The organism is Mycobacterium paraffinicum (genome assembly GCF_001907675.1).
In the GTDB taxonomy this organism is placed as follows: domain Bacteria; phylum Actinomycetota; class Actinomycetes; order Mycobacteriales; family Mycobacteriaceae; genus Mycobacterium; species Mycobacterium paraffinicum_A.
Genome location: NZ_MPNT01000020.1, coordinates 61,322 through 80,884, shown reverse-complemented (window position 1 = coordinate 80,884; position 19,563 = coordinate 61,322). Strand labels below are relative to the sequence as shown.

General features: G+C 68.0%; 18 protein-coding genes. 10 read left to right on the top strand and 8 right to left on the bottom strand.

What is annotated here, in order from left to right:
- The first annotated feature begins 37 nt into the window (after positions 1 to 37).
- The gene (locus BRW65_RS20330) at positions 38 to 490 is read left to right on the top strand and encodes a hypothetical protein (protein WP_073877617.1); all 453 of its coding nucleotides are present in this window, start codon (positions 38 to 40) and stop codon (positions 488 to 490) included.
- Here BRW65_RS20330 and nirD read toward each other — a convergent pair.
- Together nirD and nirB are read right to left on the bottom strand one after the other, a co-directional pair.
- Positions 487 to 843 (bottom strand): nitrite reductase small subunit NirD, encoded by a 357-nt coding sequence (gene nirD, locus BRW65_RS20325; protein ID WP_073877615.1) that lies wholly within the window; start codon positions 841 to 843, stop codon positions 487 to 489. The genes BRW65_RS20330 and nirD overlap by 4 nt on opposite strands.
- On the bottom strand, positions 840 to 3,419 hold the full coding sequence (gene nirB / locus BRW65_RS20320) for a nitrite reductase large subunit NirB (protein WP_073877613.1): 2,580 nt from the start codon (positions 3,417 to 3,419) through the stop codon (positions 840 to 842). Before nirB ends, nirD begins: the two co-directional genes overlap by 4 nt.
- A 227-nt stretch (positions 3,420 to 3,646) precedes the next feature.
- Here nirB and BRW65_RS20315 point away from each other — a divergent pair, with 227 nt between their 5' ends.
- The 6 genes from BRW65_RS20315 to BRW65_RS31830 all read left to right on the top strand — a co-directional run bounded on the left by BRW65_RS20315 (position 3,647) and on the right by BRW65_RS31830 (position 8,752).
- Complete coding sequence (locus tag BRW65_RS20315) at positions 3,647 to 4,087, top strand: Hsp20/alpha crystallin family protein (protein WP_073877611.1); 441 nt, start codon at positions 3,647 to 3,649, stop codon at positions 4,085 to 4,087.
- Positions 4,088 to 4,575: 488 nt separating this feature from the next.
- A complete protein-coding gene (locus tag BRW65_RS20310) occupies positions 4,576 to 4,872 on the top strand; it encodes a hypothetical protein (RefSeq protein WP_073877609.1) in 297 nt (98 codons plus the stop codon).
- 88 nt (positions 4,873 to 4,960) lie between these two features.
- Positions 4,961 to 5,788, top strand: a complete 828-nt coding sequence (locus BRW65_RS20305; protein WP_073877607.1) for a hypothetical protein — start codon at positions 4,961 to 4,963, stop codon at positions 5,786 to 5,788.
- 47 nt (positions 5,789 to 5,835) lie between these two features.
- Entirely contained in the window at positions 5,836 to 7,752 is a 1,917-nt protein-coding gene (locus BRW65_RS20300) for a fumarate reductase/succinate dehydrogenase flavoprotein subunit (protein WP_073877606.1), read from the top strand.
- Positions 7,752 to 8,498 carry a succinate dehydrogenase/fumarate reductase iron-sulfur subunit gene (locus tag BRW65_RS20295; RefSeq protein ID WP_073877604.1) on the top strand — a complete coding sequence of 249 codons (747 nt, stop codon included), beginning with the start codon at positions 7,752 to 7,754 and terminating at the stop codon, positions 8,496 to 8,498. Before BRW65_RS20300 ends, BRW65_RS20295 begins: the two co-directional genes overlap by 1 nt.
- A gap of 98 nt (positions 8,499 to 8,596) precedes the next feature.
- The gene (locus BRW65_RS31830; RefSeq protein ID WP_167374072.1) at positions 8,597 to 8,752 is read left to right on the top strand and encodes a hypothetical protein; all 156 of its coding nucleotides are present in this window, start codon (positions 8,597 to 8,599) and stop codon (positions 8,750 to 8,752) included.
- Between the two features lie 2 nt (positions 8,753 to 8,754).
- Here BRW65_RS31830 and BRW65_RS20290 read toward each other — a convergent pair whose 3' ends face one another.
- Both BRW65_RS20290 and BRW65_RS20285 read right to left on the bottom strand, forming a co-directional pair.
- Positions 8,755 to 9,243 carry a flavin reductase family protein gene (locus BRW65_RS20290; protein WP_073877602.1) on the bottom strand — a complete coding sequence of 163 codons (489 nt, stop codon included), beginning with the start codon at positions 9,241 to 9,243 and terminating at the stop codon, positions 8,755 to 8,757.
- A 6-nt stretch (positions 9,244 to 9,249) separates the two neighbouring features.
- The gene (locus BRW65_RS20285) at positions 9,250 to 10,275 is read right to left on the bottom strand and encodes an isopenicillin N synthase family dioxygenase (protein ID WP_073877600.1); all 1,026 of its coding nucleotides are present in this window, start codon (positions 10,273 to 10,275) and stop codon (positions 9,250 to 9,252) included.
- Positions 10,276 to 10,477: 202 nt separating this feature from the next.
- On the opposite strand from BRW65_RS20285, the gene BRW65_RS20280 reads away from it, so the two are divergent.
- On the top strand, positions 10,478 to 12,313 hold the full coding sequence (locus BRW65_RS20280; RefSeq protein WP_073877598.1) for an acyl-CoA dehydrogenase: 1,836 nt from the start codon (positions 10,478 to 10,480) through the stop codon (positions 12,311 to 12,313).
- A 304-nt stretch (positions 12,314 to 12,617) separates the two neighbouring features.
- Here the strand turns inward: BRW65_RS20280 and BRW65_RS20275 are convergent, their stop codons facing one another.
- Positions 12,618 to 13,955 carry an acetyl-CoA C-acetyltransferase gene (locus BRW65_RS20275; protein WP_073877597.1) on the bottom strand — a complete coding sequence of 446 codons (1,338 nt, stop codon included), beginning with the start codon at positions 13,953 to 13,955 and terminating at the stop codon, positions 12,618 to 12,620.
- Positions 13,956 to 14,116: 161 nt separating this feature from the next.
- On the opposite strand from BRW65_RS20275, the gene BRW65_RS20270 reads away from it, so the two are divergent.
- The gene (locus BRW65_RS20270; protein WP_073877595.1) at positions 14,117 to 15,481 is read left to right on the top strand and encodes a 3-oxoacyl-ACP reductase; all 1,365 of its coding nucleotides are present in this window, start codon (positions 14,117 to 14,119) and stop codon (positions 15,479 to 15,481) included.
- Positions 15,482 to 15,499: 18 nt separating this feature from the next.
- The gene (locus tag BRW65_RS20265) at positions 15,500 to 16,342 is read left to right on the top strand and encodes a MaoC/PaaZ C-terminal domain-containing protein (RefSeq protein WP_073877593.1); all 843 of its coding nucleotides are present in this window, start codon (positions 15,500 to 15,502) and stop codon (positions 16,340 to 16,342) included.
- Between the two features lie 43 nt (positions 16,343 to 16,385).
- On the opposite strand, the gene BRW65_RS20260 is transcribed toward BRW65_RS20265, so the two are convergent.
- The 3 genes from BRW65_RS20260 to BRW65_RS20250 form a co-directional block, all read right to left on the bottom strand.
- A complete protein-coding gene (locus BRW65_RS20260) occupies positions 16,386 to 17,636 on the bottom strand; it encodes a chloride channel protein (protein ID WP_073877591.1) in 1,251 nt (416 codons plus the stop codon).
- A gap of 16 nt (positions 17,637 to 17,652) precedes the next feature.
- Positions 17,653 to 18,303 (bottom strand): TetR/AcrR family transcriptional regulator, encoded by a 651-nt coding sequence (locus BRW65_RS20255; protein WP_073877590.1) that lies wholly within the window; start codon positions 18,301 to 18,303, stop codon positions 17,653 to 17,655.
- Positions 18,304 to 18,367: 64 nt separating this feature from the next.
- Complete coding sequence (locus BRW65_RS20250) at positions 18,368 to 19,519, bottom strand: glycoside hydrolase family 3 N-terminal domain-containing protein (RefSeq protein ID WP_073877588.1); 1,152 nt, start codon at positions 19,517 to 19,519, stop codon at positions 18,368 to 18,370.
- Positions 19,520 to 19,563 lie beyond the last annotated feature (44 nt).

Sequence of the window (19,563 nt, the reverse complement as noted above, 5' to 3'; positions counted from 1 at the left end):
GCTTGATCTTTGTTCCGATAGCGGCGATCCTGACACCATGCCCCGTCGCGAAGAGCCGTCGCGTGGGCTGCTCGACCCGGTCGCCAAGATGCTGCGGTTGCCGTTCGGCACACCGGAATTCATCGACCGGATCGTCACCGGCGGGGCCAACCAGGTGGGCCGTCAAACGTTGCGCATGCTGATCACCACGTGGGACGCGGCGGGCGGCGGCCCCTTCGCCGCCAGCGCGATAGCGTCCACCGGGATGGCCAAGACCGCCGAGACCGTGCAAAGCATGTTCATCGGCCCGGTCTTCGGGCCCCTGCTGAAAATTCTGGGGGCCGACAGGGCCGCCACGCGGGCGTCGCTGTGCGCCTCGCAGCTGGTGGGTCTGGGCATCATGCGCTACGGCATCCGCTCCGAGCCGCTGCATTCGATGTCGGTCGATGCGATCGTCGACGCCATCGGTCCGACGATGCAGCGCTACCTCGTCGGTGACATCACGCGCTAGGCGGCGATCCGACCGACCTGCACGAAGCCGTCGGCGGTGACGCGCGTCGGGTACACCGGCACCGAGACATTCGGATCGTCCAGGCAGGTACCGTCTTCCAGCGAGAAGGCCTGCTTGAGGATCGGCGATTGAACCGTCACGCGCCCCCCGCGGTCCCCCACGATGCCACGCGAAAGCACCGCCGCGCCGGAGAACGGGTCGACGTTGCCCACGGCGTACACCTCGCCGTCGTCCAGCCGGAACAACGCCGCCTGGGAGCCATCGTCGAGGAGCACGCCAACCCCACGACCCGGGATCAGGCGGTCGTACTCGCAGGCCGTCGTCCACACCGCAACGTCGTTGAGAAGTGTCATGATTCCTCTCCAACCCCCGCACGGATCTTCGGCATCCCAATGGAGACAGGGATTTTGCGGCCGGCGCGCTCGGTGAACGCCACCGTCGAGTCGACGGCGCCCGGGGCGTTGACGAACGAGACGAACCGCGACAGCTTGTCCGGGTCGTCCAGCACGCCCTTCCATTCACACTTGTAGTTCTGTACGTGCCGCTCCATGGCGGCCTCGAATTCCTGCGCCAGCCCCAGCGAGTCCTCGCAGACAACCTCGCGCACGTGGTCGAGTCCGCCCTCGAGCGAATCGACCCATGGCGCGGTGCGCTGCAACCGGTCGGCGGTGCGGATGTAGTACATGACGAACCGGTCGACATAGCGAACCAGCGTTTCGGTGTCCAGGTCGCTGGCGAGCAGCTGGGCGTGCTTGGGCGTCATGCCGCCGTTGCCGGCGACGTAGAGGTTCCAGCCCTTCTCGGTGGCGATCACGCCGACGTCCTTGGAGCGGGCTTCGGCGCACTCCCGCGCACAACCCGAGACGCCCATCTTGATCTTGTGCGGCGCCCGCAGGCCCCGGTACCGCAGCTCCAGGTCGATGGCGAGCTGCACCGAATCCTGCTGGCCGTAGCGGCACCAGTCGGTGCCGACGCAGCTCTTCACCGTGCGCAGCGCCTTGCCGTAGGCGTGGCCGGACTCCATGCCACCGTCGACCAGCCGTCGCCAGATCTCAGGTAGCTGGTCCACCCGGGCGCCGAACATGTCGATCCGCTGACCGCCGGTGATCTTGGTGTAGAGCCCGAAGTCCTGCGCGATCTGGCCGATCAGGATCAGGTGTTCGGGCTTGATGTCACCGCCGGGAACCCGGGGCACCACCGAGTAGCTGCCGTTCTTCTGGATGTTGGCCAGGAAGTGGTCGTTGGAATCCTGCAGCGAGGCCTGCTCGCCCTCGAGGATGTGTTCAGAGCCGGTGGACGCCAGGATGGACGCGACCACGGGTTTGCAGATGTCGCAACCCTTTCCGCGGCCGAAGCGCTTCAGCAGGCCGGAAAAGGTGCGGATCTCGGTGGCGGAGATGATTTCGAAGAGCTCCGCGCGCGACTGGGTGAAGTGCTCGCACAGCGCCTTGGACTGCTCCACGCCCTCGGCTTCCAGCAACTGCTTGAGCAGCGGCACGCACGAGCCACACGAGGTGCCGGCCGCAGTGCACGACTTGAGCGACGGCACGTCGACGCAGCCGTTGCCGATCGCGCACTTCAGGTCGCCCTTGGTGACGTTGTTGCACGAGCAGATCTGCGCGGAGTCCGGCAGCGCGCCGACTCCCAGCGCAGGCGCCTCACCGGACACCGGCGCGATCAGCGCGAGCGGATCCCCCGGCAGCTCGCTGCCGACCATCGGCCGCAGCACCCCGTACGACGAGGCGTCGCCGACCAGGACACCGCCGAGCAGGGTCTTCGCGTCGTCGGACAGCACCAGCTTGGCGTAGGTCCGCTTGACCGCGTCGTTGATGGCGACCTCGAGGCAGTTCTCGGTGACCCCCATCGCGTCACCGAAGCTGGCGACGTCGACGCCGAGCAGCTTGAGCTTGGTCGACAGGTCGGCCTCGCCGAACTCCGCGGCACCGTCCAGCAGGCGGTCGGCCACCACCTCGGCGGAGGTGTACCCGGGACCCACCAGGCCGTAGCACCGGCCCTCGATCGCAGCGACCTCACCGACCGCATAGATGTCCGGATCGCTTGTGCGGCAAGCCAAATCCGTGAGCACGCCACCCCTCGGGGCGAGCTCCAGACCTGCGGTCCTGGCCAGCTCGTCGCGCGGCCGGATGCCGGCGGCGAAGATGACCAGCCCCGCGTCGATGACCTCGCCGTCGGTCAGGCGCACCCGCACCGACGAGACGCCGTCCGAGTGATCGATCGCTTCGATCGACTCCGTGCCGGTGCCGACGTGGACCGCGATGCCGAGCTCACCGATCATCTTGGCCAGCAACGCGCCGCCGCCCTCGTCGATCTGCTGGGCCATCAGACGCGGCATCATCTCGACGACGTGCGTCTGCAACCCGAACTGGCGCAGCGCATTGGCGGCTTCCAGACCGAGCAGGCCGCCGCCGATGACCACACCCGCCGGGGCGCGACCGGCCTGGACCGTGCGCTGGGCGTCGGCCCGAATGGCGTCGAGGTCGTCCAGCGTGCGGTACACGTGGCACGCCGGGAGGTCGTGGCCGGGCACCGGCGGGACGAACGCGTACGAGCCGGTGGCCAAGACCAGAGTGTCGTAGCCGTGCCGCTGCCCGTCGGCCGTCACCACCGCCTTCGCTTGCCGATCGATTTCGGTAACGCGAGCGTTCAGTACCAATCGAACCTGTTCGTCACCCGCGTAGTCGTTGCCCGGCAGCGCCAGCAGCTTGCGGTCCCAGCTCTCGGTGTACGAGGTCAGCCCGACGCGGTCGTAGGCCGCGTCCGCCTCCTCGGCGAAAACAGTGATGCGCCACAATCCCTCGGTGTCGCGCGCGCGCAGCGCTTCGACCAGCCGATGCCCCACCATGCCGTGCCCGACTACGACGATGTGACGGCCCGCACAGTGCGCGCGCGAAATCCCGTCTGCAGCCATGGCTTTGAGGTTAGCGGCGGGAAATTACCGCGGTTTCGCTCAATGTGACGGTCCTATGACGAGGATCTCACAATTCACAGGGAGCCCTGTGAATATTCGTTCGCCCACGGCGAACGCCTTGGTGGAACTTTAGCGTGGTCGACTCATGTTTCTCCTTACAGCCGGCCGGAAGGGCGCCGGACACAGCAAATCCACAACAAAGCTCAAGGAAGCACAAGGAGATCGCCATGAGTAACGTCGCATTGTGGTCGCGGCCGGCCTGGAACACCGACCGGTGGTTGCGCGACTTCTTCGGCCCGGCCGCCGCTGCGGACTGGTACAAGCCAGCCACCAGCGGTTTCAGCCCCTCCGCCGAGATCGTCAAGGACGGCGACGACGCGGTCGTACGGGTCGAGCTCCCCGGTGTCGACGTCGAGAAGGACGTCAATGTCGAGGTCGACCGCGGCCGGCTCGTGATCCACGGCGAACGCCGCGACGAGCACGCCGAGGAGAAGCACGGGCGCACGCTGCGGGAGGTCCGGTACGGCTCCTTCCGTCGCTCGTTCCAGCTGCCGGCCCACGTCACCGGGGACGCCATCACGGCCTCGTATGACGCCGGCGTGCTGACCGTGCGGGTGGCCGGCGCGTACGCCGGAAACCAGGCGCAGCGCATCGAGATCACCAAGTAGGGGATAGGCAGCGATCCGGCGGGGCCGTTGACCCCCCGGGTTCGCTTGCCGCACAGCGGATTCCACTCGAGTTGAGTCGCGCGGCACCCAGCTGCGCGACTGTCGCCGGGCTGTCCCGATCGGTCAGCGCGATCGCGTCGACCGGCAGGGGCAGCTCGCCGGGCCCAGCGCCCGTAGCCGGATTCGATGCCCACCGACACCGGGCCTCGACGGCGATCGTGATCTGAGCCCCTCTTTTTCCGGGCCGCCAGCACGTCGTCGAACGACATCCCCCGCCCGTCCGGTTTGCCGAGGGATCTGTTAGCGGGTGGCTGCCGCTGCCCCGGCGGCGAACGGGCAGCGCCGTGGCGCGCCGCGGCGGTTTGACCGCCGATGAGGAGTTTGCTCCTCGGTCGCCACCAAGCATTCCGTCTGACATCCGGGCTGTGCGGTGGATAGTATTCAAAAGCGTACTGTGATCCGTAACACCGCCTGCCCGAGGAGATCCGTTGAGCACCACGACCGAACTCGCCGAACTGCACGACCTCATCGGCGGCCTGCGGAGGTGCGTGGGCTCGTTGAAGAGTCGCTACGGCGACAGCCCGGCGATGCGGCGGATCGTGATCGACGCCGACCGGATCCTGTCCGACGTCGAACTGCTCGACACCGATGTGTCCGAACTGGATTTGGCGCGCGCCACCGTGCAGCAGTCCGGCGACAAGATCGTCATTCCCGACACCCAGTACGACAGCGACTTCTGGCGCGATGTCGACGACGAGGGTGTCGGGGGTCACAGCAGGTCCTGACAACCCCGGACAACACAAGCCCCCCGGAATCCAGGGGGTGCTCTCTGTGTACCCTTCGACCAACAGCCCGTTCGAAGAGGAACACTAGATGAGCGCACCCACGGCGAACCGTCCTGCGTCAGGTGTCTTTTCACCCACGCGCGCCCGCATCCCGCAACGCACCCTGCGCACCGACCGGTGGTGGATGTCGCCGCTGCGGATCGACCTGGGCTTCGCCGCGTTCGTTATCTACGCGACCGTGCGCGCGTTCCAGCAGGATTACTTCTTCGTCCCCAAGTACCACTACCTGACGCCGTTCTACTCACCCTGCGTGAGCAAGGCGTGCGGCGAGGCCGGCGACTTCTGGCCGCAGATCCTGCCGGACGTGTGGTGGTTGCCGTACGCGGCGCTGACGCTGCCGTTCCTGCTGCTGTTCCGGCTCACCTGCTACTACTACCGCGGCGCCTACTACCGCACGGTGTGGCAGTCGCCCAGTGCCTGCGCGGTGGCCGAACCGCGCGTCCACTACACGGGCGAGACCAGGTTCCCGCTGATCGTCCAGAACACCCACCGCTACTTCTTCTACATTGCCGGCATCATCTCGGTGATCAACACCTACGACGCGATCATCGGTTTCCACTCCGACTCCGGGCCGCACGGCTTCGGGTTCGGCCTGGGCAACCTGATCATGGTCGGCAACGTCATCATGCTGTGGGTCTACACGCTGTCCTGCCATTCCTGCCGGCACGTCACCGGCGGGCGGCTCAAGCACTTCTCCAAGCACCCTGTGCGGTACTGGATCTGGACCCAGGTCAGCAAGATCAACACCCGACACAAGCTGTACGCCTGGGTCACGCTGGGCACCCTGATGCTCACCGACTTCTACATCGCGCTGGTGGCCAGCAACACCATCGGCGACCTCAGATTTGTTGGCTGAGAAGCCATTCGAACAACAATTCCGGAACTTAGCTAGCGAGGGTTTTCATGGTTGAGGTCGAGCGGCATGCCTACGACGTAGTCGTCATCGGCGCCGGCGGCGCGGGGCTGCGTGCGGTCATCGAGGCGCGGGAACGCGGCCTCAAGGTCGCGGTGGTGTGCAAGTCGCTGTTCGGCAAGGCCCACACGGTGATGGCCGAGGGCGGCTGTGCGGCGTCGATGGGCAACACCAACCCGAAGGACAACTGGAAGACCCACTTCGGCGACACGATGCGCGGGGGGAAGTTCCTCAACAACTGGCGGATGGCCGAGCTGCACGCCAAGGAGGCGCCGGACCGCGTCTGGGAGCTGGAAACCTATGGGGCGCTGTTCGATCGCCTCAAGGACGGCAAGATCAGCCAGCGCAACTTCGGCGGCCACACCTACCCACGCCTGGCGCACGTCGGTGACCGCACCGGCCTGGAGCTGATCCGCACCATGCAGCAGAAAATCGTCTCGCTGCAGCAGGAGGACTTCGCCGAGCTCGGCGACTACGAGGCGCGCATCAAGGTGTTCGCCGAGTGCACCATCACCGAACTGATCAAGGACGGCGACGCGATCGCCGGCGCGTTCGGCTACTGGCGCGAGACGGGCCAGTTCGTCCTGTTCGAGGCGCCCGCGGTGGTGCTCGCCACCGGTGGCATCGGCAAGTCGTTCAAGGTCACCTCGAACTCGTGGGAGTACACCGGCGACGGGCACGCACTGGCGCTGCGGGCGGGCGCGTCGCTGATCAACATGGAGTTCGTCCAGTTCCACCCGACGGGCATGGTGTGGCCGCCCAGCGTGAAGGGGATCCTCGTCACCGAAGGTGTCCGCGGTGACGGCGGGGTGCTGAAGAACTCCGACAACAAGCGGTTCATGTTCGACTACATCCCGCCGGTGTTCAAGGGTCAGTACGCCGAGTCCGAGCAAGAGGCCGACCAGTGGCTCAAGGACAACGACTCGGCCCGCCGCACCCCCGACCTGCTGCCCCGCGACGAGGTCGCCCGAGCGATCAACTCGGAGGTCAAGGCCGGCCGTGGCAGCCCGCACGGCGGCGTGTTCCTCGACATCGCGTCCCGGTTGACGCCCGAGGAGATCAAGCGGCGGCTGCCCTCGATGTACCACCAGTTCAAGGAGCTGGCCGGCGTCGACATCACCAAGGAGCCGATGGAAGTCGGGCCCACCTGCCACTACGTGATGGGCGGCGTCGAGGTGGACGCCGACACCGGCGCGGCCACCGTCCCGGGCCTGTTCGCCGCGGGCGAGTGCTCCGGCGGCATGCACGGCTCCAACCGGCTGGGCGGCAACTCCCTGTCGGACCTGCTGGTCTTCGGCCGGCGCGCGGGCCTGGGCGCCGCCGACTACGTGCGTGCGCTGAGCAGCCGTCCGACCGTCTCGGCCGAGGCCGTCGAGACGGCGTCGAAGCGGGCGCTGTCTCCCTTCGAGGCACCGGCCGGCGGCGCTCCGGCAGAGAACCCCTACACGCTGCAGCTCGAGCTGCAGCAGTCGATGAACGACCTCGTGGGCATCATCCGCAACGCGGACGAGATCTCCGAGGCGCTGGGCCGCCTGGACAAGCTGCGCGAGCGGTTCAAGAACCTGCACGTGGAGGGCGGACGCCGGTACAACCCGGGCTGGAACCTGGCCATCGACCTGCGCAACATGCTGCTGGTCAGCGAGTGCGTCGCCAAGGCGGCGCTCGAGCGCACCGAAAGCCGCGGCGGCCACACCCGCGACGACCATCCGTCGATGGACTCCGGGTGGCGCAAAGTCCTGCTGGTCTGCCAGGCCGCCGGTGGCGACGAGGTGATCCCGGACATCAGCATCACCCGCAAGGACCAGGTGCCGATGCGATCCGATCTGCTGGAGCTCTTCGAGATCTCCGAGCTGGAGAAGTACTACACCGACGACGAGCTGGCCGAGCATCCAGGACGGAGAGGCTAATGACCTACAACGCGACCATGCGTGTGTGGCGCGGTGACGATGCCAACGGCGCGCTGCAGGACTTCACGGTGGAGGTCAACGAGGGCGAGGTGGTGCTCGACATCATCCACCGCCTGCAACAGACCCAGACGCCCGACCTCGCCGTGCGGTGGAACTGCAAGGCGGGCAAGTGCGGTTCCTGCTCGGCGGAGATCAACGGGGTGCCGCGGTTGCTGTGCATGACCCGGATGTCCACGTTCGCCGAGGACGAGGTGGTGACCGTGACGCCGCTGCGGACGTTCCCGGTGATCCGCGACCTGGTCACCGACGTCTCCTTCAACTACGAGAAAGCGCGCGAGATCCCCGCCTTCGCGCCGCCGAAGGACCTGCAGCCGGGCGAGTACCGGATGGCGCAGGCCGACGTGCAACGCTCGCAGGAGTTCCGTAAGTGCATCGAGTGCTTCCTGTGCCAGAACGTGTGCCACGTGGTCCGCGACCACGAGGAGAACAAGAAGGCGTTCGCCGGGCCGCGCTTCCTGATGCGGATCGCTGAACTCGAGATGCACCCGCTGGACACGCTGGACCGGCGCAATCAGGCGCAGGAGCAACACGGCCTGGGCTACTGCAACATCACCAAGTGCTGCACCGAGGTCTGCCCGGAGAACATCAAGATCACCGACAACGCACTGATCCCGATGAAAGAGCGGGTCGCCGACCGCAAGTACGACCCGGTGGTGTGGTTGGGCAACAAGCTGTTCCGGCGCTGACCGGGCGTTAGCCCACCCGGTGCGCCGGGTATCCGCATATCACCCTGTCGGGCCGAAGCCCGGCGGTCTGCCCCCAACCGAAAAGCAGCGTGGGAGATATGCGAGAAACCACTAGCGTCAACGAAATTCGAACCGCCATCCGGGAGTTGTCGGTCCGCGCCGACCTTGCGCGCAAGGAAGGCCGCCACGACGACGCCGCGGAGATCGAGCAGCGGATAGCCGGCTTCCGGGCCGAACTCAGCCGCCGCCCGTAGTCTCAGGCGCCAAGGCGCCGAAACGTGCTGCGATGGAACACGATCGGCGCGACGTCCGCGTCGATGGTGACTTCCTTCACCCGGAGCACCACGATCGTGTGGTCCCCGGCCGGGATCAGCTGCTCGATCGCGCTCTCCAGCCACAGGGCGGTGCCTTTGATGAACACCGCACCGCTCTCCCGGGACTCGGTCTGAAGGCCGGCGAACCGGTCCCCGGTCTTGGCGGCCAGCATTCGCGCGGCCTCGTCGTGAGCCTCGCCGAGCACGCTGATGCCCAGCATGGGCAGGTCTTTGAGCTTGGGCCACGTCGTCGACGTGTTCTGCACGCAGAACGACACCAGCGGCGGCTCCAGGGAGACCGGGACAAAGGTGCTGGCGGCCAGACCCTCCCGGGTGCCCTGGACTTCGGCGGCGATGGCCACCACCCCCGAGGGGAAATGGCCGAAAGCCTCGCGGAGTGTGGATGGTGTCAGATTCTTCTTCGAGTTCACCGGAATTCATTCGCCCCTTGAGCCGAGAAAGGGATTCTCGTCCCCGACCCTACCCGCCGAATATCCGTGCGCTGAAGCCACATCGGGGTGCGCGCGCAACCTGCTCTTCCAGGCGTTGCGGCCATAGACGGAGAAGATCGGATCCGCCGGGTCGGCCACGCGGCCGGCACGAGCGCGCAGTTCGGGGGGCAGCGTCAGCACGGGGATCTGCGCGTCCAGGCGCGGGTTGAAGAAGTACGGCACCGAGACCCGGTCCGCCGCCTGCCCGTCCAGAGTCACCCGGTGCTCCGTGGCCCGCAGGTAGCCCCCCGTCGCCACCTCCAACAACTCACCGATGTTGACGACGAAGGCGCCGTCGGTGGGTGGCACGTCGATCCACTCGTCGGTGCCGGGCCGGCGTACCTGCAGCCCGCGGCTGCCCGGCTCGGCCAGCAGCAGCGTCAACACCCCGGAGTCCTTGTGCGGGCCCACGCCCTGCGGTGAGGCCGCGCTGCGCGGGTAGCGCACGATCTTGATCAGGGTGGCGGGCGTCTCGGCGAAGGCGGGGTCGAACACGTCCGGCGGGCTGCCCAGGGACGCCGCCCAGTGCCGGAGCAGAGTGCGGGCCACCCCGGACAGCGCGGTGTCCCAGTCGGCGATGATCCCGGGCAGCTCGGGCATCGAAGCCGGCCACTGGTTGGGTCCCTGTAACCACAGGTAGTCGGGCTTGCCGGGGCCCCCGACGGGTGCGCGTTCGGGCCCGATGTCGATCTGCTCCCGCCAGTCCACCTCGCCGCGGGTCAGCTCGCCGCCCAGCCGGGTGTAGCCGCGAAAGTGCGGGCTGCGCACCATGGCGACCGCTTCCTTCTCGGCGTCGGGCAGCTCGAACAGCCTGCGCGCCGCCTCCAGCATCCGGTGGGAGAGCCCCTCGGGCACGCCATGGCCGGCCAGGTAGAAGAACCCCACCTCGTGCGCGGCCTCGCGCAGCGCCCGCCGCAATTCGGCCACCGACGAGCGCAGATCCACTACGGGCAGGGTGGTGATGCATCCCATAGTTTGAGTTCCGTTTCGTTATCGTCGCAGGTCAGCAGCTCCGCGCGGGCTTCCCAACCGGTTGGTTAATTAGGTGATGAAATCTAGCTCACATTGACTTGCGTTGAACTGTCCGAGAGCGATATTTTAGCGGTGTTACTGGTGGGTAACTTAGAAGTAGTACCCAACCACAAGTGGCATTCTCAACGAGGAGGAAACCGTAGTGAGCCACTACAAGAGCAACGTCCGTGACCAGGTGTTCAACCTGTTCGAGGTCTTGGGCGTTGAGAAGGCTTTGGGCGCCGGCGACTACAGCGATCTGGACGTCGACACCGCGCGCGAAATGTTGTCAGAGATCAGCCGGCTGGCCGAGGGGCCCATCGCCGAGTCGTTCGTCGAGGGTGACCGCAACCCGCCGGTCTTCGACCCGAAGACCCACTCGGTGACGCTGCCCGAGTCGTTCAAGAAGTCGGTCAAGGCCGTCACCGACGCCGGGTGGGACAAGGTCGGCATCGACGAGGTGCTCGGCGGCATGCCGATGCCCCGGGCCCTGGTGTGGGCGCTGCACGAGCACCTGCTCGGCGCCAACCCCGCCGTGTGGATGTACGGCGGCGGCGCCGGGTTCGCCAACATCCTCTACCACCTCGGCACCGAGGAGCAGAAGAAGTGGGCCGTGATCTGCGCCGAGCGCGGATGGGGCTCCACCATGGTGCTGACCGAGCCGGACGCCGGTTCCGACGTCGGCGCGGGCCGGACCAAGGCGATCAAGCAGGACGACGGCTCGTGGCACATCGAGGGCGTGAAGCGGTTCATCACCTCGGCCGACTCCGGCGACCTGTTCGAGAACATCTTCCACCTGGTGTTGGCCCGCCCCGAGGGCGCGGGTCCGGGCACCAAGGGCCTGTCGCTGTTCTTCGTACCCAAGTTCCTGTTCGACTTCGAGACCGGCGAGCTGGGCGAGCGCAACGGCGTCTTCGTGACCAACGTCGAGCACAAGATGGGCCTGAAGGTTTCGGCCACCTGTGAGCTGTCCTTCGGTCAGCACGACGTGCCCGCCAAGGGCTGGCTCGTCGGCGAGGTGCACAACGGCATCGCGCAGATGTTCGAGGTCATCGAGCAGGCCCGCATGATGGTGGGCACCAAGGCCATCGCCACCCTGTCGACCGGCTACCTGAACGCGCTGGAGTACGCCAAGTCCCGCGTGCAGGGCGCCGACATGACGCAGATGACCGACAAGACCGCCCCGCGGGTGACCATCACGCACCACCCCGACGTGCGCCGGTCGCTGATGACCCAGAAGGCCTACGCCGAGGGTCTGCGTGCGCTGTACCTGTACACCGCGACCTACCAGGACGCGGCGGTCGCCGAGGCGGTGCACGGCGTGGACGCCGAGCTGGCGGTGAAGGTCAACGACCTGATGCTGCCGGTGGTCAAGGGTGTCGGTTCCGAGCAGGCCTACGCCAAGCTGACCGAGAGCCTGCAGACCTTCGGTGGGTCCGGCTTCCTGCAGGACTACCCGATCGAGCAGTACATCCGGGACGCGAAGATCGACTCCCTCTACGAGGGCACCACGGCCATCCAGGCGCAGGACTTCTTCTTCCGGAAGATCGTCCGCGACAAGGGTGTGGCGCTGGCCCACGTCTCGGGCGAGATCCAGAAGTTCGTGGACAGCGAGTCCGGCAACGGGCGGCTGAAGTCCGAGCGCGAGCTGTTGGCGAAGGCCCTGGCCGACGTCCAGTCGATGGCGGCCACGCTGACCGGTTACCTGATGGCGGCGCAGGAAGACGTGACCAGCCTCTACAAGGTGGGCCTGGGTTCGGTGCGCTTCCTGATGAGCGTCGGCGACCTGATCATCGGCTGGTTGCTGCAGCGTCAGGCCGCCGTGGCCGTACAGGCGCTGGACGCCGGCGCCAGCGGCGAGGAGCGGTCCTTCTACGAGGGCAAGATCGCGGTGGCCTCGTTCTTCGCGAAGAACTTCCTGCCGCTGCTGGCCAGCACCCGCGAGGTGATCGAGACGCTGGACAACGACATCATGGAGCTCGACGAAGCCGCCTTCTGACAGGCACTTCTGAAGGCAAGTCGAAAGCCCCGCTTCCGGATGGGAGCGGGGCTTTTGCTTTGAGCTAGGGCTTTGGGCACGGGCGGCACAAAAAGGCCGCCGCTGGATCCCCTCACTCCAGCGGCGGCCCTTCTCGTACGCCCGTCCACGCCGACCGGCGGCCGTTCCAGGGATGCCCCGTATTGCCGTCGGGGTCGGGGGGTCAGACCACAACACGGGGCCATCCGCGCATACGGATACCCAACCGCCCGGATTGCTAACCCGCTGTGACCGATTTCATGAAACCGCCAACGCGGAGAGGCGCTCAGGCCTCGAGGATCGCGGCCACGCCCTGGCCACCGGCGGCGCAGATGGAGACCAGCGCACGCAGCGGCTTGCCCCCACCCTTCTGCTCCGCCTTCTTCTGGGCGAGCTGCTTGGCCGCCTGGGCCAGGATCCGCCCGCCGGTGGCGGCGAAGGGATGCCCGGCCGCCAGTGACGACCCGTTGACGTTGAGCTTCGACCGGTCGATCGAGCCGAGCGCGGCGTCCAGGCCCAGCCGCTCCTTGCAGTAGTCCTCCGACTCCCACGCCTGCAGGTGCGCCAGCACCACCGAGGCGAAGGCCTCATGGATCTCGTAGAAGTCGAAGTCCTGCAGGCTCAGCCCGTTACGGGCCAGCAGCCGCGGCACCGCGTAGGTGGGTGCCATCAGCAGGCCGTCGCGGCCGTTGACGTAGTCCACGGCCGCGGTCTCCGCATCCACCAGGAACGCCAGCGGCGTCAGCGAGTGGGCTGAGGCCCACTCCTCGGAGGCCAGCAGTGCGACGGAGGCGCCGTCGGTCAGCGGGGTGGAGTTGCCGGCCGTCATCGTCGCGTCCCCGGACTTCACGCCGAACACCGGCTTGAGCTTCGCCAGCTTCTCGGCCGACGAGTCCGGGCGCAGGTTGTCGTCGCGGTACAGCCCGAGGAACGGGGTGACGAGGTCGTCGAAGAAACCGCGATCGTAGGCGGCGGCCATGTTGCGGTGGCTGGCCGCGGCCAGTTCGTCCTGGTCGACGCGCTTGATGCCCATCTGCTTGGCGGTGATCGCCTGGTGCTCGCCCATGGAAAGCCCGGTGCGCGGCTCGCTGTTGACCGGGATCTGGATGCCCAGGTTCGCGGGCAGCGTGCCCACCAGCCTCAGCCGCTGGACGTTGGACTTGGACCGGCGCAACTTGAGCAGTGTGCGGCGCAGGTTGTCACCCAGGGCGATCGGCGGGTCCGAGGTGGTGTCCACCCCGCCGGCGGCGGCGACGTCGTAACGCCCGGACGCGATGCCGTCGGCCGCGGCGATGGCGGCCTGCAGGCCGGTGCCGCACGCCTGCTGCAGGTCGAACGCCGGCGTGTACGACGACAGCTCGGAGCCCAGCACGCATTCGCGGGTGAGGTTGAAGTCCCGGCTGTGCTTGAGCACGGCGCCGCCGACCACCACGCCCAGCCGCTCGCCGGCCAGTCCGAAGCGGTCGACCAGTCCACCCAGCGCGGCGGTGAACATGTCCTGGTTGGACGCCTCGGCGTACGCGCCGTCGGACCGGGCGAACGGAATGCGGTTGCCGCCCAGCACGGCGACGGGTCGGCGCTGCGAACTGCGCTGGTTGCTTGCCTCGGAACTTGCAGGAGCCACTGTCTTCTCCGTGTTATCTGCCGTTATCTGCCGTCTGTCGGTTTTGGTATGCCCGTCTGGGGCCATACTACCCACTGTTCTTACTCTGAAGTAAGTTCGTCCCCGATACGGTTGTGCTGTAGGCACACCCCGACTTCGCAAGCACATGGAAGGTAGCTCCGGTGGCTCCCAAGGTCTCGTCCGATCTGTTTTCTCAGGTTGTCAATTCCGGTCCTGGATCGTTTCTCGCTAAGCAGCTCGGGGTCCCGCAGCCCGAGACGCTGCGCCGTTACCGGCCCGGCGATCCACCCCTGGCCGGCGCGCTGCTGATCGGCGGTGAGGGGCGAATCGTCGAGCCGCTGCGTGCCGCGCTGGACAAGGACTACGAACTGGTCGGCAACAACCTCGGCGGACGCTGGGCCGACCAGTTCGGCGGCCTGGTGTTCGACGCCACCGGCATCACTACGCCGGAAGGCCTCCGAGGGCTGTACGAGTTCTTCACGCCGCTGCTGCGCAACCTGGGCCACTCCGCGCGCGTCGCCGTGGTGGGCACCACGCCCGACGCCGCCGGCAGCCCGCACGAGCGGATCGCGCAGCGCGCCTTGGAGGGATTCACCCGCTCGCTGGGCAAGGAGTTGCGCAACGGCACCACGGTGGCGCTGGTCTACGTGTCGCCCGGCGCCAAACCCGCTGCGACGGGCCTGGAATCGACCATGCGATTCATCCTGTCGGCCAAGTCGGCCTACGTGGACGGCCAGGTGTTCTACGTCGGCGAGGCCGACTCCACGCCGCCGGCCGACTGGGAGCGGCCGCTGGACGGCAAGGTCGCTATCGTGACCGGCGCCGCCCGCGGCATCGGCGCGACGATCGCGGAGGTGTTCGCCCGCGACGGCGCCCGCGTCGTCGCGATCGACGTCGAGTCGGCCGCCGAGACGCTGGCCGAGACGGCGAGCAGGGTCGGGGGCACCGCGTTGTGGCTCGACGTCACCGCGGACGACGCCGTGGACAAGATCACCGAACACCTGCAAGAGCACCACGGCGGACGCGCCGACGTGCTGGTCAACAACGCCGGCATCACCCGCGACAAGTTGCTGGCCAACATGGACGACGCCCGGTGGGACGCGGTGCTTGCGGTCAATCTCCTTGCCCCGCTCCGGCTTACCGAAGGACTGGTGGGCAATGGCACCATCGGCGAAGGGGGCCGGATCATCGGGCTGTCCTCGATGGCCGGCATCGCGGGCAACCGCGGGCAGACCAACTACGCCACCACCAAGGCCGGGATGATCGGCCTCACCCAGGCGCTGGCGCCCGAGCTGTACGCCAAGGGCATCACGATCAATGCCGTCGCGCCGGGTTTCATCGAGACCCAAATGACGGCCGCCATCCCGCTGGCCACGCGCGAGGTGGGCCGCCGGATGAATTCGCTGCTGCAGGGCGGCCAGCCCGTCGACGTCGCGGAGGCCATCGCCTACTTCGCCAGCCCGGCCTCTAACGCGGTGACGGGCAACGTCATCCGCGTCTGCGGCCAGGCGATGCTGGGCGCATAGCTGCGACGGGAGAACGCAATGAACCAGCCAAGCGGACTGAAGAACATGCTGCGCGCGGCGGCCGGGGCACTGCCGCTGGTGTCCCGCGGGAACCAGCTGCCCACCCGCACGGTGGCCATCGAGGAATTGCCCATCGATCAGGCGAACGTGGCCGAGTACGCGGCGGTCACCGGCCTGCGCTACGGCAACAATGTGCCGCTGACCTACCCGTTCGCGTTGACGTTTCCCACGATGATGTCGCTGGTGACCGGATTCGACTTTCCTTTCGCAGCAATGGGTTCGGTACACATGGAGAACCACATCACGCAGTACCGGCCGATCGCGGTCACCGACACCGTCGGCGTGCAGGTGCACGCGGAGAACCTGCGCGAGCATCGCAAGGGCCTGTTGGTCGACCTGGTGACCGACGTGAACGTCGGCAACGACACCGCGTGGCATCAGGTGACGACCTTCCTGCACCAGCAACGCACCAGCCTGTCCGACGAGCCCAAGCCGCCGCCACAGAAGCAGCCCAAGCTGCCGCCGCCCAGCACCGTCGTGCGCGTCAGCCCCGGCCTGATCCGGCGCTACGCCGCGGTCAGCGGCGACCACAACCCGATCCACACCAACCCGATCGCGGCCAAGCTGTTCGGCTTCCCCACCGTCATCGCGCACGGGATGTTCAGCGCCGCAGCGGTATTGGCAAACATCGAGGCGCGGCTGCCGGACGCGGTGAAGTATTCGGTGCGGTTCGGCAAGCCGCTGATACTGCCCGCCACCGCGGGACTGTACATCGACGAAACCCATGACGGCTGGGACATCTCGCTGCGCAACATCGCCAAGGGCTATCCGCACCTGACCGGCACCGTCCGGGCGCTCTAGTGCTGGCTGTGCCGACGATGGCGACGGTGGCGGTGGCGACCCGCTAGCCCGAGTGCGTCGGACCGCGGCGCTTGAGAAGCACGTTCAGCCCGTGGGCGCTGGTCGCGGTCAGCAGGAACAGCAGGAACAACCACAGCGGCGGCCGGGCGAGTTCCCAGACGAAGATCGCCGCCCAGATCGGTGATCCCTGCGTCACCGCAAGCACACCGGCGGCGCCGGCCAGCGACACCGCGGGCACGTGCAGGTGAGTCCCGACCGCCCAGTTGATCGCGAGCACCAGCGCCGCCCCGGCGGCCGCGCCGGTGGCCAGCGACGGCGTCAGCATGCCGCCGGCCCCGCCGGCACGCAGGAACAGCGCCGTCAGCAAGGGTTTCAACGCCAGGATCGCGAGCGCCGACAACAGCGTCATGCCGCTGGCCAGGCTGACCGTCAGGACGCTTCGGCCGTTGCCGGGCAATTCGGGCCACCGATGCGAGCAGATGCCCATCACCAGCCCCGCCCCCGCGAGCGCCGGGACCAGCACCCAGGTCCGCATCGGCTTGGCTGGCCGGGCCGCCGCCATCAACCGGTTGAACGCCAGCCCCACGGCGAGGGCGACCGGCGCAAGCAGCAGCCCGTGCGCGGTCAGCAGGTAGGTCGACTCCCCGATCGGCCACTGCAGGTTGGGTTGGTCGCGGGTGATGGCCGAACCGACGGCGACCGCCAGGGCCGAGGACATGAACGCCGCGCCCACCGCCCGCGGCTGCCAGGTGTCGAGCAGAATCCGCACCGAGAACAGCGCACCCGCCAGCGGAACGGCGTAGACCGCGCCCAACCCGGCGCCGGCCGCGCAGGCCAGCAGCACCTCGCGGTCGCCCGGCGACAGCCGCCTGAGCCAGGCCGTGCCGAAATCACCGAGGGCCGCGGCGAATTGGCGCGGCGCGCCCTCCCGGCCCAGCGAAGCCCCCGACCCGACGAGCAGCACCTGCAGCAGGGCGTCCAGGCTCCAGGCCAGCCGCGGTATCCGCTTGCGACTCGAGATGGTTTCGGCCAGGGGCGGCACGTCCGCCCGGCTCCGCAAGATCCACCACCCGATCGCCGCGACCGCGCCGCCGATCATCGGACCCACCGCGCGGCGCACCGGACTGCTGGCCGCGACACCGGCCAGCAGCGCGCCGAAGGAGTAGTTATACGTGACGTGCTGGACGAAGCGCAGCACGAACGTCGTCGCCAATCCCGCCACCCCGGCCAGCAGCCCGACGATGACCACCGCACAGAAGAAGTCGACGTTGCGGCGGGCGGGCGGTCGAGCCACATCACGAATGTAGGGGTTAGCGCTTGGCGCCGCCGGTTCTCCCCTTCTTGGGCAGCACCGCGGCGGCCTCCCGCTCCTCCGGCGCGCCCCGCAGGCCGTGCCAGAACAGGTTGATCATCAGTTCGGCCGCCTCGTCGGCGTCGATGTCGCCGGTAGTGAGCTGGTTGGCCGTCGCCTCGCCCGCCCCCACCAGCGCCACGGCCATCATCTCGTGTTCGCGCTCGGTCCGCGGGGTGCGGCTGCCCGCGCGCACCAGCCCGGCGACCAGCTCGATGATCTGTTCACGCCCCTCGCGCACCATGTGCGCGAACGCCTGGGAACTGGTGGCCTGGGTGTACATCACGATCCACGACGCCCGGTTGGCATCGATGTAGCGCATGAACGCCACGATCGTGTTGCGCAGCAAGTCTTTCGGGCTTTGGGTGAAGTCGATGTCCGCGCGCACCGCGTCGATGAACCGGCCCATCTCCCGGTTCAGGCAGGCGCCGAACAGGTCCTCCTTGGAGCCGTAGTACAGGTACAGCATCGGCTTGGAGATCTGCGCCGCGGCGGCGATCGCGTCCATCGAGGTCTCGTGGTAGCCGTTGACCGAAAACATCTGCACGGCGGCGTCGAGCATTTGTTGCTCGCGGACTGCGCGCGGTAACCGCTTGGTGCCACCCGCCATTGCTTGCCTCTCTAGCCCGTCTATCTGACTCCAGAGTAAGCAACCGGCGGTGGCCCCACACGCGTTAGTGGCCGCAGGCCGGGCTGCGGCCCTTCATCGTCGCGACCCGCCCCAGCGCGTCGTCCACCCGCTGCCCGGGCAGTTCGCCGGCGGCCACCGCCTTCTCCAGCCGGTCCAGGACCGCCGGCACCTCATCGGTGGTGACCCAGAGCGCGACGTCGGTGCCGGCCTGCAGGGTGCGCAGCACCGCCTCGGCGACGCCGTACCGGTCGGAGATAGCGCCCATGCTGGACAGGTCGTCGGTGAACACCGGGCCATTGAACGGCGGGGCGCCGTAACCGACGCCGTCGCGCAGCAGCCGCACCGCCGCGGGGCTCAGGCTCGCCGGGTCGTCACCGGTGAGTCCGGGCACCTGCAGGTGACCCAGCATCACCGCGACCGGGGCCGCGGTCACCAGCGTGCGGTAGGGCACCAGGTCGACGCCCTGCAGGTCGCTCAGCGGCGGGGTCACCACGCCGCCGGTGTGCGAGTCCCCGGAGCCGTGCCCGTGCCCGGGAAAGTGCTTGAGCACCGGCAGCAACCCCGCGTCGCGCAGGCCTTGCGCGTACGCCCCGGCGTAGGCGGTGACCGTGGTGGGATCGCCGCCGAACGAGCGGTCCCCGATGACGCCGTCGGTGGCGTCGGTGACGTCGACGACGGGGGCGAAGTCGATGGTGATGCCCAGGTCGCGCATCTTCTTGCCGCGGTCGGCCGCCATGTCGTGGACCTGGGCGGGGGTCTGGGTCTGTGCCAGTTGCCGGGGTGAGGGCGCCGAGCCGATCAGCGACCGCAGCCGCGAGACTCGGCCGCCCTCCTCGTCGACGCTCACGGCCAACGGCAGCGGCCCGGCCTTCGCCGCGATGTCGGCCAGCGGGCCCTTGAAGATCGACAGGTCCGTCCAGCTTCCGATGAAGATGCCGCCGACGTGGTAGCCGTCGACCACCGAGCGGGCGTCGTCGGCGTTCTTCACGCCCACCATCAGCAGCTGCGCCAGCTTGTCGCGGACCGGCAGTTTGGTGACGTCACCGCAGGCCGGCGGCGCGGGTGCGGCCGTCGGCTTGCTGACCGAGCTCGACGGGCCGGGTGGCCGGGCGGCGTGGTGGGCGCAGCCCGCCACCAAAGCCGACACGGACGCGAGCACGGCCCCCGCGACGGTCATGGTGCGCGAGAATGACATCGGGCCATGTTTGCACGGCGGGGTCCCGGCCTCCGGGTCTGGGG

What these genes read in the sequence shown, in the direction of transcription:
- BRW65_RS20315 (WP_073877611.1), top strand. Translation starts at nt 3,647, where the DNA reads ATGAGTAACGTCGCATTGTGGTCGCGGCCGGCCTGGAACACCGACCGG.
- BRW65_RS20305 (WP_073877607.1), top strand. Translation starts at nt 4,961, where the DNA reads ATGAGCGCACCCACGGCGAACCGTCCTGCGTCAGGTGTCTTTTCACCC.
- BRW65_RS20255 (WP_073877590.1), bottom strand. Translation starts at nt 18,303, where the DNA reads ATGGCGGGTGGCACCAAGCGGTTACCGCGCGCAGTCCGCGAGCAACAA.
- BRW65_RS20330 (WP_073877617.1), top strand. Translation starts at nt 38, where the DNA reads ATGCCCCGTCGCGAAGAGCCGTCGCGTGGGCTGCTCGACCCGGTCGCC.
- nirD (WP_073877615.1), bottom strand. Translation starts at nt 843, where the DNA reads ATGACACTTCTCAACGACGTTGCGGTGTGGACGACGGCCTGCGAGTAC.
- BRW65_RS20300 (WP_073877606.1), top strand. Translation starts at nt 5,836, where the DNA reads ATGGTTGAGGTCGAGCGGCATGCCTACGACGTAGTCGTCATCGGCGCC.
- BRW65_RS20285 (WP_073877600.1), bottom strand. Translation starts at nt 10,275, where the DNA reads ATGGGATGCATCACCACCCTGCCCGTAGTGGATCTGCGCTCGTCGGTG.
- BRW65_RS20265 (WP_073877593.1), top strand. Translation starts at nt 15,500, where the DNA reads ATGAACCAGCCAAGCGGACTGAAGAACATGCTGCGCGCGGCGGCCGGG.
- BRW65_RS20295 (WP_073877604.1), top strand. Translation starts at nt 7,752, where the DNA reads ATGACCTACAACGCGACCATGCGTGTGTGGCGCGGTGACGATGCCAAC.
- BRW65_RS20250 (WP_073877588.1), bottom strand. Translation starts at nt 19,519, where the DNA reads ATGTCATTCTCGCGCACCATGACCGTCGCGGGGGCCGTGCTCGCGTCC.
- BRW65_RS31830 (WP_167374072.1), top strand. Translation starts at nt 8,597, where the DNA reads ATGCGAGAAACCACTAGCGTCAACGAAATTCGAACCGCCATCCGGGAG.
- nirB (WP_073877613.1), bottom strand. Translation starts at nt 3,419, where the DNA reads ATGGCTGCAGACGGGATTTCGCGCGCGCACTGTGCGGGCCGTCACATC.